Below are 9,343 nucleotides of genomic sequence, written 5' to 3'. Positions count from 1 at the left end.
ACCGGATGCCGTGGTACGCGGCGATCTTCATGCTGTTCACCATGGCCAACGTCGGCCTGCCGGGCACCTCGGGCTTCGTCGGCGAGATCCTGACCATGACCGGGACCTACCAGGCCTCGACTTGGGCGGCGTTTGGCGCGGCCATGGGGGTGATCCTGTCGGCGGTCTATGCGCTGACCTTGTATCGCCGGGTGATCTTCGGCGAGTTGGTCAATCCGCAGCTGGCCGCCATCACGGACGTGAACCGGCTGGAGCTTCTGGTCTTCGTCCCGCTGATCGTCGGCACCCTGTGGCTCGGCGTCTATCCGGCGGCGGTCTTCGACATCACCACGGCCTCGGTCGACCAGCTGGTCGCCTTCTATCGCGGCGCCATCGGGGGCTAGGGCGGACATCATGGAACTTTCGAACGCCCTTTCCATCGCCCTGCCGGAGGTGATCGTCGTCGTCGGCGCGATGGCCGCCCTGATGGTCGGCGCCTATGGCGGCCAGCGCGCGCACGGCTTCGTCAGCCTGCTCAGCATCCTGCTGCTGATCGCGGGCGCGGTCGCGGCGGCCATCGGCCCGCTGGGCCAGGCCTTCAACGGCGCCTTCATCCAGGACAGCCTGGCGGTGTTCGCCAAGGTCGCGATCTATGTGTCGTCCGCTGTCGCCATCGTCCTGGCGCACGGCTGGATGGACCGGACCAATAACCGCCGCTTCGAGTATCCGATCCTGGTTCTGCTGGCCGCGGCCGGCATGAGCATGATGGCGTCCTCAGGCGACCTGATCTCGCTCTACGTCGGCATCGAGCTGCACTCGCTGGCGCTCTATGTGCTGGCGGCCTTCAACCGCGACGACGCCAAGGCGTCCGAGGCCGGCCTTAAGTATTTCGTGCTGGGCGCGCTGTCGTCCGGCCTGCTGCTCTATGGCGCGAGCCTGATCTACGGCTTCGCGGGTTCCATGCGGTTCGACGAGATCGCCGTGGCCGCGGCCGCCGAGGGCGGCACGGGCCTGATCTTAGGCCTGGTGTTCCTGCTGTGCGGTCTGGCCTTCAAGATCTCGGCGGCGCCGTTCCACATGTGGACGCCCGACGTCTACGAGGGCGCGCCGACGCCGGCGGTGGCCTTCTTCACCGCCGCGCCCAAGCTGGCCGCGCTGGTGCTGATCGCCCGCACGCTCGAGATGGGCTTCGACTCCATCCAAGACCAGTGGCGGCAGGTCATCCTGGCCATCGCGGTGCTGTCCTTCGTGGTCGGCGCCTTCGGCGGGCTGATGCAGAAGAACATACAGCGCCTGCTGGCCTATTCTTCGATCGCCAACATGGGCTACGCGCTGCTGGCCATTGCCGCCGGTACGGTCGTCGGGGTGAAGGCCATGCTGGCCTTCACCGTGCTGTACATGATCGATGTGACCGGCTTCTTCGCCGCCCTGATGGCGCTGAGCCGCAACGGCAAGCCGATCAGCCGGATCGAGGACCTGTCGGGGCTCAAGGTCGATCGGCCGGGCACGGCCATCGTCATCACCTTCCTGTCGCTGTCGGTGCTGGGCATGCCGCCGTTCTCGGGCTTCTGGGCCAAAGTCTACGCCTTCGGCGCCGCCATCCAGTCGGGCCTGTGGGTGTTCGCGGCGGTGGGCCTGGTGGCCTCGGTCGTGGCGGCCTTCTACTACCTGCGCATGATCAAGGTGATCTGGTTCGACCCGTCGCCGGGCCTGACCGATCCGGCGCCGCGTGACGCCAGGTGGATCGCCTACGCCTGCGCCGCCTTCAGCTTCCCGCTGGTGCTGTTCGCGCTGGGCTGGCTGGACCGGTTCTCGGGCGCGGCCGCGGCCTCGCTGGGTCTGGGGTGACCTACAGCCCCTGGCCCGTGGTGGCCTATGCGGAGCTGGACTCGACCAACGCCGAGGCCTGCCGCCGCGCCGACGCCGGAGAGGCGGGCCCGCTGTGGATCATCGCCGGCCGGCAGAGCGCGGGCCGCGGCCGGCGCGGGCGCGCCTGGAGCAGCCATCCGAACAACCTGTCCGTCACCCTGCTGATGCGGACGGACCGGACGCCGGCCCAGGCGGCGTTGGTCAGCTTTGTTGCGGCGCTGGCGGTGTCGGACCTGGCGCAAAGCTACGTCCCTGAGGCGGTCGTGGCCCTGAAGTGGCCGAACGATCTCCTGCTCGACGGCCGCAAGGCGGCCGGACTGCTGGTCGAGTCCGGACCTTCGCCGAAGGGTGGTCTCTGGCTAGCGGTCGGGTTCGGCGTAAACCTCGCCTGGGCGCCAGCGGACTCCGAGCGCCCGTCGACCTGCCTTGCGGACCACCTGGGGCCCGGCCAGGCGGCTGCGCCCAGCCCGGGCACGGCGTTCCGTCGGCTCGATGAGGTCATGCAGGCGCGGCTCGCGCAGTGGGACCGCGACGGGTCCGCGCCCATCCTAAGCGACTGGACCGAGCGGGGGACGGGCATCCCGGGGCCGTGCGTCGCGCGGCTTGGGCGCGAGACGCTGGAGGGCTGGGCCGAGGGTCTGGAACCGGACGGAGCCCTGCGGCTTCGACTTGGGGACGGGTCTGTCCGGCTGATCACCGCCGGTGACGTCTTCTTCGGAGCCTCCGCATGAGTGCGAACCCGCGCGACGAACTGGTCTTCCTGCCGCTCGGGGGCTCCAACGAGATCGGGATGAACTTCAACGCCTACGGCTTCGGGCCGCCGGACGACCGGCGCTGGATCATCGTCGACGTGGGCGTGACCTTCGGGGACGCCTCGACGCCGGGCGTCGACGTCATCGTGCCGGACCCGACCTATCTCGAGGGCGAGACCATCCTGGGCATCGTCCTGACCCACGCCCACGAGGACCATATCGGGGCGCTGGGCTGGCTGTGGCCACGCATCAAGGCGCCGCTCTACGCGACGCCGTTCACGGCCTTCCTGATCCGCGAGAAGCTACGCGACGCGGTGCTGCTCGACCAGGTGGAGTTGAACGAGGCGCCGCTGGGCTCGACGATCACACTCGGCGACTTCGAGGTGACCTTCGTCACCATCACCCACTCGATTCCGGAGCCGAACGGCCTGGCCATCAAGACGCCGCTCGGCACGGTGCTGCACACCGGCGACTGGAAGATTGATGAAGACCCGGTCATCGGCGCCCGCACCGACGTGGAGACCATCCGCCGCCTCGGCGAGGAGGGGGTGCTCGCCATGGTCTGCGACTCCACCAACGTCTTCGTGGACGGCACGGCGGGGTCCGAGACCGATGTGCGCGACGCCCTGGTCGAGCTGATCGGGAGCCTGAAGGGCAAGGTGGCCGTCGGCTGCTTCGCCTCGAACGTAGCCCGCGTCGACAGCGTCATTCGGGCGGCGGAGGCCTGCGGCCGCCGCGTCTGTCTCGTCGGACGGTCGATGCATCGGATCACGGCGGCGGCGAAGTCTGTCGGCCTGCTTCAGGACGTCCAGGACTTCGTCTCCGAGGACGAGGCCGGCTACTTCCCCGACGAGTCGATCCTCTACATCTGCACCGGCAGCCAGGGCGAGCCGCGCGCCGCGCTGAACCGGATCGCCGAAGGGACCCACCCGCACGTGACCCTGGGGCAGGGGGACTCTTGCGTCTTCTCCTCGCGGGTCATTCCCGGCAATGAGCTGGCCATCGGCCGGATGCAGGACAAGCTCGCCGAGCGCGGCGTGCGCCTCTACACCGAGCGCGATCATCCGGGCATCCACGTCTCGGGCCACCCGTGCCGGGACGAGCTGAAGCAGATGTACCAATGGGCCCGGCCGCGCATCGCGGTGCCGACACACGGCCAGCGGCGGCATCTGATCGAACACGTGAACCTCGCCAAGGACATGCAGACCCCCGAGGCCGTGGCCCTACGGAACGGTGACCTGCTGCGGTTGGCGCCCGGCATGGCCGAGATCATCGACGAGGTCCCGTCCGGCCGGCTGTTCGTGGATGGCGGGGTGCTGTCTCCGGAAGGATCCGCAGCCCTGAAGGAGCGGCGGCATGCGGCGGTGGCCGGGATGCTGGCCGTGGCGGTCGCCATCGACGGCCGGGGCAAGGTGGTGGGCGACATCGAGGTGCGCGGCGTGGGCCTGCCCGGGGACGCCGACTATTCGCTGGACGACGCGCTCGACGACCTGGCCGAGGAGGCGGACGCGGCTTTGGCCCGCATGAAGTCCGAGTCGCGGCTGGATGACGCCGCCGTTGAACAGGCCGTGGGCCGCGCGCTCAAGAAGGCGTCCCAGCGCATCTGGGACCGCCGCCGGCCGATCGTGGAGACCCTGATCGTCAGGATCTGACCGCACCTCGTTCGCTTTACGCCTGCCTAGCTTTGAGTCAGAAAAGAGCGTCAGGGGATCGGGAGGAAACCATGTTTCGTCTGACCTTGGCGGCCGCTCTGGCCGCTCTCTGCGCAGCCTCGGGCGCCCAGGCCCAGGACACGTCGAGCGCTCTGGGAACCGTTCAGTCCTTCTACGCCGCGTCGACACCCCCACGAACGGGGCTCGCCGACCATTTTGTGCCGGATCTGGCCGCCGCAATGGAAGCCGATCTGGCTCGCCGTGACGGGATCCTGTCGCCGGACTATCGCTTCGATCTCGGGGAGCGGCCGGACGGGGACATCACGTTCCTCGAAAGCGAGTCGCCCCATGGCGCGGCCGTGACCGTCAACTTCTCCGGGGGTCAGGTGCTCGTCGAGCTCTGTCGTCGCAACGACGGGCAGTGGCGCATGGTCGACATCCGCGATCCGGATGAATTCTGGGGGACACGCGCGTATGCGGGCCTCCACCTCGGCCGGGTTGCATGCGAATAGTCCGGACGACCTGTTTCGGGGGATAGAGTGAGAGTTCTGATCGCGGCGCTGGCCGCCGCCACCGTCGTCTTTGGCCTCATGGGCGACGCCACGGCCGTGTCCAAGGAGGTGGCCGGTCTCAGCCGTCTGCAGGGCAAGCCCGAGACGGGCGCGCCTCCGCCGGGCGGGAGGGGCGGCGGAAATGACTCCTGCCGCTGGGCCAACGACAACGAGTGCGACGACCCCGACATCGGCACCGGCGCGTGCCAGATGGGCACCGACAGGTCGGACTGTCAGTACCTGAGGAACGGCGAAAGCGACGCCTGCCGCTGGGCGCGCGACGGCGAATGCGACGAACCCGGCCTGGGGACCGGGGCCTGCGTACAGGGTTCCGACCGCACCGACTGCGGGGCGGTGGCCGACCTGCGATTCCGTAGCGACACGTGCGCCAGCGCTTTCAACAACGTGTGCGAGGAGCCGGGCGTCGGTAATGGCCGGTGCGAAGCCCGCACGGATCGCCGCGATTGCATCGGCGCCGACAGGCCGATGACGATCAACGATCACTTCTTCGGGCAGGATGACCGTCGGTTCGTGCCGATGCGGGAGTATCCCTGGAACCTGATCGGCCTGCTCACCATGGCCTCGGGCGGGAACTGCACCGCGACCCTGATCGGGGCGGACGTGCTGATCACAGCCGCGCATTGCATCCACACCGATGGCGGCCGCGCCAATGCCTCGGCGGAGTTCCGGGCCAGCAACGGCCAGACGGCGCGGGTGACCCACTATCTGATCGACCGGAACTTCAACTACAGCCGTTTCAACAGCTCGGACGAGATCGACCAGCTGGACTGGGCGCTCCTGCGCATCGACCGCCGTCTGGGCGACGAGCTCGGCTACATGGAGGTGTTCAACCTGACGGGCCAGGGCGAGGCGCGGGCGCGGACGGCGGACCTGTATCAGGCCGGCTGGTCGTGGGACACGGGCAACGATCGGCTGTCCGGCAACAGCGGCTGCCACATCGTGGAAGTCCACCGGGCGGGCACCTTCGCCCACGAATGCGACACCACGCGCGGCGATTCCGGCTCGCCCTTCATGGTCAGGGCCTCCACCGGGCGCTATCAGGTGATCGGTGTGGATTCGAGTTTCAGAACCGTGCCGGGCCGACCGGTGATGAACATCGCCGTCAGCGCTTCCAACTTCGAGCGGTTCGTCGCGGATTTCCGCGCCGGCCGGATCGGCGAGGCGGTCGGCGGCCGTTCGGGCGGCGGACAGGGACCCAAGTGATCGGAAGACTGAACCATGTCGGCGTCGCCACGCCGTCCATTGATGACAGCATCCGCCTTTATCGCGAGATGCTCGGCGCGACCGACATCACCGAGCCGTTCGACCTGCCCCCGCAGGGTGTGCGGGTCTGTTTCGTGAACCTGCCAAACAGTCAGATCGAACTGATCGAACCCCTGGGCGAAGACAGCCCGCTGACCGGCTTCCTGGCCAAGAACCCCAAGGGCGGCCAGCACCACGTCTGCTTCGAGGTCGAGGACATCATCGCCGCGCGCGACGAGATGCGGGCGAAAGGCGCGACCATCCTGGGCACGGGCGAGCCCCGCATCGGCGCGCACGGCACGCCGGTCATCTTCGTGCATCCCAAGGACATGGGCGGGGTGCTGGTCGAACTCATGCAACAGCCGGATGAGGCGCACTGATGGGTCCGATCACGCTTGCGGCCATCTACATCATCTGCTGGTGGGTGGTGCTGTTCGTCGTGCTGCCCATCGGCATGAACCAGGGCGCGCGCGAGCGGCCGCAGGACGGTGGCGACTGGGGCGCGCCGGACCGGCCCAACCTGAAGCGCAAGTTCATCACCACCACATGGATCGCGGCGATCGTCTGGCTCGTTGTGGTCGGGATCATCTTCTCCGGCGTCATCACCCTGCCGGACATGTCGCGCACATACTGAACCGGAGACCGCCATGCTCGTCCGCTCGATGCTGATCGCCGCCACGGTGCTGTCGCTGGCCGCCTGCAACCGGGGCGGGGCGGAGGCCGAAAGCGGGGCGGAGGCTGCGTCGGGCGGCGGAGAGGCGGCTGCGGTGGCCTTCGAGGGAACGCCCGATGAGTTCGAGGGGATCTGGGCCGCCGACTGCGCCCAGCCGTTCGTCCGTTTCGAGGATCGGGCCATCCACATCTATCCGGACGGCCAGACCTATGAGCTCAGCCGCGCCTCGATCGAGGGCGGCAATCTGATGGTGGCCTACCAGTCGGGCAATGGCTCGATTGAGGAAACCTATGCCGTCGGCGATGGCACGCTCCAGCTGGTGAGCGGGACGTACGACGGCTCGGCCGTGACCTGGGACAAGCTGCCCATGGCGCGCTGCGAATAGGCGGCAAGCCAAGCCTTTCGTTGCGGAGGACGGCGCGGCGCGGCTAAGAGGTGCGTTCACCTCCTCAGCGGACTCAACGATGCGCCTGTCGCGCTATTTCCTCCCCACGCTCAAAGAGGCGCCTTCGGACGCCCAGATCGTCTCGCACCAGCTCATGCTTCGCGCCGGCCTGATCCGGCAGGAGGCGGCGGGGATCTACGCCTGGCTGCCACTGGGCTTCCGCGTGCTGAAGAAGATCGAGCAGATCGTGCGCGAGGAGCAGGTCCGCGCCGGCGCCGTCGAACTGCTGATGCCGACGCTGCAACTGGCCGACCTGTGGCGCGAGTCGGGTCGGTACGACGCCTATGGCCCGGAGATGCTGCGCATCACCGACCGGCACGAGCGCGAGCTGCTGTACGGCCCCACCAACGAGGAGATGATCACCGACATCTTCCGGGCCTATGTGAAAAGCTACAAGGCGCTGCCGTTGAACCTCTTCCACATCCAGTGGAAGTTCCGCGACGAGCGCCGCCCGCGCTTTGGTGTGATGCGTGGACGCGAGTTCCTGATGAAGGACGCGTACAGCTTCGACGTCGACGAGGCGGCGGCCCGTAAGGCCTACAACCGCATGTTCGTCGCCTATCTGAACACCTTCGCGCGGATGGGCCTGAAGGCCGTGCCCATGCGCGCCGACACCGGCCCGATCGGTGGCGATCTGAGCCATGAGTTCATCGTCCTTGCCGACACCGGCGAGAGCCAGGTGTTCTGCGACCGGCGGCTGGTCGAGATGCCCGCGCCGGGCGCGAACGTGGACTGGGACGACCTGCAGGGCATCGTCGACGAGCGGACGTCAATGTACGCCGCGACCGAGGAGATGCACGACGCCGCCCGCTTCGAAGGCGAAACGAGCGAGGACCAGCGCCTGACCGCGCGCGGCATCGAGGTCGGCCACATCTTCTACTTCGGCACCAAGTACTCCGAGCCCATGAAGGCCTTCGTCGCCGGGCCGGACGGACGCGACACACCGGTCCACATGGGCAGCTACGGCGTCGGCGTGTCGCGCCTGCTGGGAGCAATCATCGAGGCCAGCCATGACGAGGCCGGGATCATCTGGCCGGACGCGGTCGCGCCCTTCGATGTCTCGGTGATCAATCTGCGCGCCAATGACGCCGCGGTCAGCGCGGCTTGCGAGGATGCGGTCGGCAAGCTCGAAGCCGCCGGCAAGGAGGTCCTCTACGACGACACCGACGAGCGGCCGGGCGGCAAGTTCGCCACCGCCGACCTGATCGGCGTGCCGTGGCAGCTGACCCTCGGGCCCAAGGGCCTGGCCGAGGGCGTCGTCGAATTGAAGCGGCGCGCCACGGGCGAGAAGGAGAGCCTGTCGCTCGAGAGCGCGCTTGCGAGGCTGACCGCTTGAGCGCCCCGGAGATCAAGCCCGCCAAGCCCTTCTCGGCCTGGGAGCTGGGACTCGCCTGGCGCTATCTGAGGGCGCGGCGCAAGGAGGGCGGCATCGCCCTGATCGCCATCATCTCCTTCCTGGGCATCATGCTGGGGGTGATGGTGCTGGTCATCGTCATGAGCGTGATGAACGGCTTCACCTCCGAGCTGATCAACCGCCTGCTGACCGTCGACGGCCACGTCTATGTGCAGGGGCAGATGCTGTCCGGGGGCGGGCGCGAGCAGACCCTGGAGCGCGTGCGAAGCCAGCCGGGCGTCGTCGAGGCCACGCCCCTGATCCAGAGCCAGACCTTCGTCACCGGCCCCGGCGGCGCGGCCACGGGCGGCATAGTCCGCGGCGTACGTCCGGGCGACCTGCGGGCCTCGGAGTTCGCGACGGAAGGGCTGCTGTCAGGCTCGCTCGACGCCTTCGGCCAGGGTGATTACGGGGGCGACGTCATTGTGGTGGGCCAGGGCCTTGCCCAGCAGCTTGGGGTCGGTCCCGGCGATCCGCTGACCCTGCTGTCGCCGCAAGGCGGAGGCTCCGCCTTCGGCTCGGCGCCGCTCGAGAAGACCTACACGATCGGTGCGATCATCACGACGGGCGTGGCCACCTTCGACCAGGTGATGATCTACATGCCCATCGACCAGGCGGAGCTGTTCTTCGCGCGCGAGGGCCTGTGGGACATGATCCAGGTCCGGATCGAGCGGCCGGAGCTGGCGCCCGAGATGACCCAGACGCTTCAGCAGCTGCTCGGGCCGCAAGCCGTCGTGCTGGACTGGACGACGCAGAACTCGACCAT

Annotated in this window: 11 protein-coding genes; all 11 read left to right on the top strand. The window is 68.3% G+C overall.

Features of this window, described 5'->3' with window-relative positions:
* On the top strand, window positions 1-383 hold a 383-nt coding region (locus Q0M60_RS12170; RefSeq protein ID WP_296819861.1), incomplete at its 5' end, for a proton-conducting transporter membrane subunit.
* Window positions 384-393: 10 nt separating this feature from the next.
* Window positions 394-1,827 (top strand): NADH-quinone oxidoreductase subunit NuoN, encoded by a 1,434-nt coding sequence (gene nuoN / locus Q0M60_RS12165; protein WP_296819858.1) that lies wholly within the window; start codon window positions 394-396, stop codon window positions 1,825-1,827.
* Window positions 1,824-2,579: a biotin--[acetyl-CoA-carboxylase] ligase gene (locus Q0M60_RS12160; RefSeq protein ID WP_296819857.1), complete on the top strand. Its 756-nt coding sequence runs from the start codon at window positions 1,824-1,826 to the stop codon at window positions 2,577-2,579. The genes nuoN and Q0M60_RS12160 overlap by 4 nt, the downstream gene beginning before the upstream one ends.
* Window positions 2,576-4,252, top strand: a complete 1,677-nt coding sequence (locus Q0M60_RS12155) for a ribonuclease J (RefSeq protein ID WP_296819855.1) — start codon at window positions 2,576-2,578, stop codon at window positions 4,250-4,252. Before Q0M60_RS12160 ends, Q0M60_RS12155 begins: the two co-directional genes overlap by 4 nt.
* A gap of 71 nt (window positions 4,253-4,323) precedes the next feature.
* Window positions 4,324-4,764, top strand: coding sequence for a hypothetical protein (locus Q0M60_RS12150; protein WP_296819852.1), 441 nt, complete (start codon window positions 4,324-4,326; stop codon window positions 4,762-4,764).
* Between the two features lie 27 nt (window positions 4,765-4,791).
* Window positions 4,792-6,027 carry a trypsin-like serine protease gene (locus Q0M60_RS12145; RefSeq protein WP_296819850.1) on the top strand — a complete coding sequence of 412 codons (1,236 nt, stop codon included), beginning with the start codon at window positions 4,792-4,794 and terminating at the stop codon, window positions 6,025-6,027.
* Window positions 6,024-6,446, top strand: coding sequence for a methylmalonyl-CoA epimerase (mce, locus tag Q0M60_RS12140; RefSeq protein ID WP_296819847.1), 423 nt, complete (start codon window positions 6,024-6,026; stop codon window positions 6,444-6,446). Before Q0M60_RS12145 ends, mce begins: the two co-directional genes overlap by 4 nt.
* Window positions 6,446-6,700, top strand: a complete 255-nt coding sequence (locus Q0M60_RS12135; protein ID WP_296819844.1) for a DUF1467 family protein — start codon at window positions 6,446-6,448, stop codon at window positions 6,698-6,700. Before mce ends, Q0M60_RS12135 begins: the two co-directional genes overlap by 1 nt.
* Window positions 6,701-6,713: 13 nt before the next feature.
* Entirely contained in the window at window positions 6,714-7,124 is a 411-nt protein-coding gene (locus tag Q0M60_RS12130) for a hypothetical protein (RefSeq protein ID WP_296819841.1), read from the top strand.
* Window positions 7,125-7,203: 79 nt separating this feature from the next.
* Window positions 7,204-8,520 carry a proline--tRNA ligase gene (gene proS / locus Q0M60_RS12125; protein ID WP_296819838.1) on the top strand — a complete coding sequence of 439 codons (1,317 nt, stop codon included), beginning with the start codon at window positions 7,204-7,206 and terminating at the stop codon, window positions 8,518-8,520.
* On the top strand, window positions 8,517-9,343 hold an 827-nt coding region (locus tag Q0M60_RS12120), incomplete at its 3' end, for an ABC transporter permease (RefSeq protein ID WP_296819836.1). The genes proS and Q0M60_RS12120, both read left to right, overlap by 4 nt.

Origin of the sequence: Brevundimonas sp. (genome assembly GCF_024711105.1) — a bacterium.
Lineage (GTDB): Bacteria > Pseudomonadota > Alphaproteobacteria > Caulobacterales > Caulobacteraceae > Brevundimonas.
This window is presented reverse-complemented; position numbering and strand designations above follow the sequence as displayed.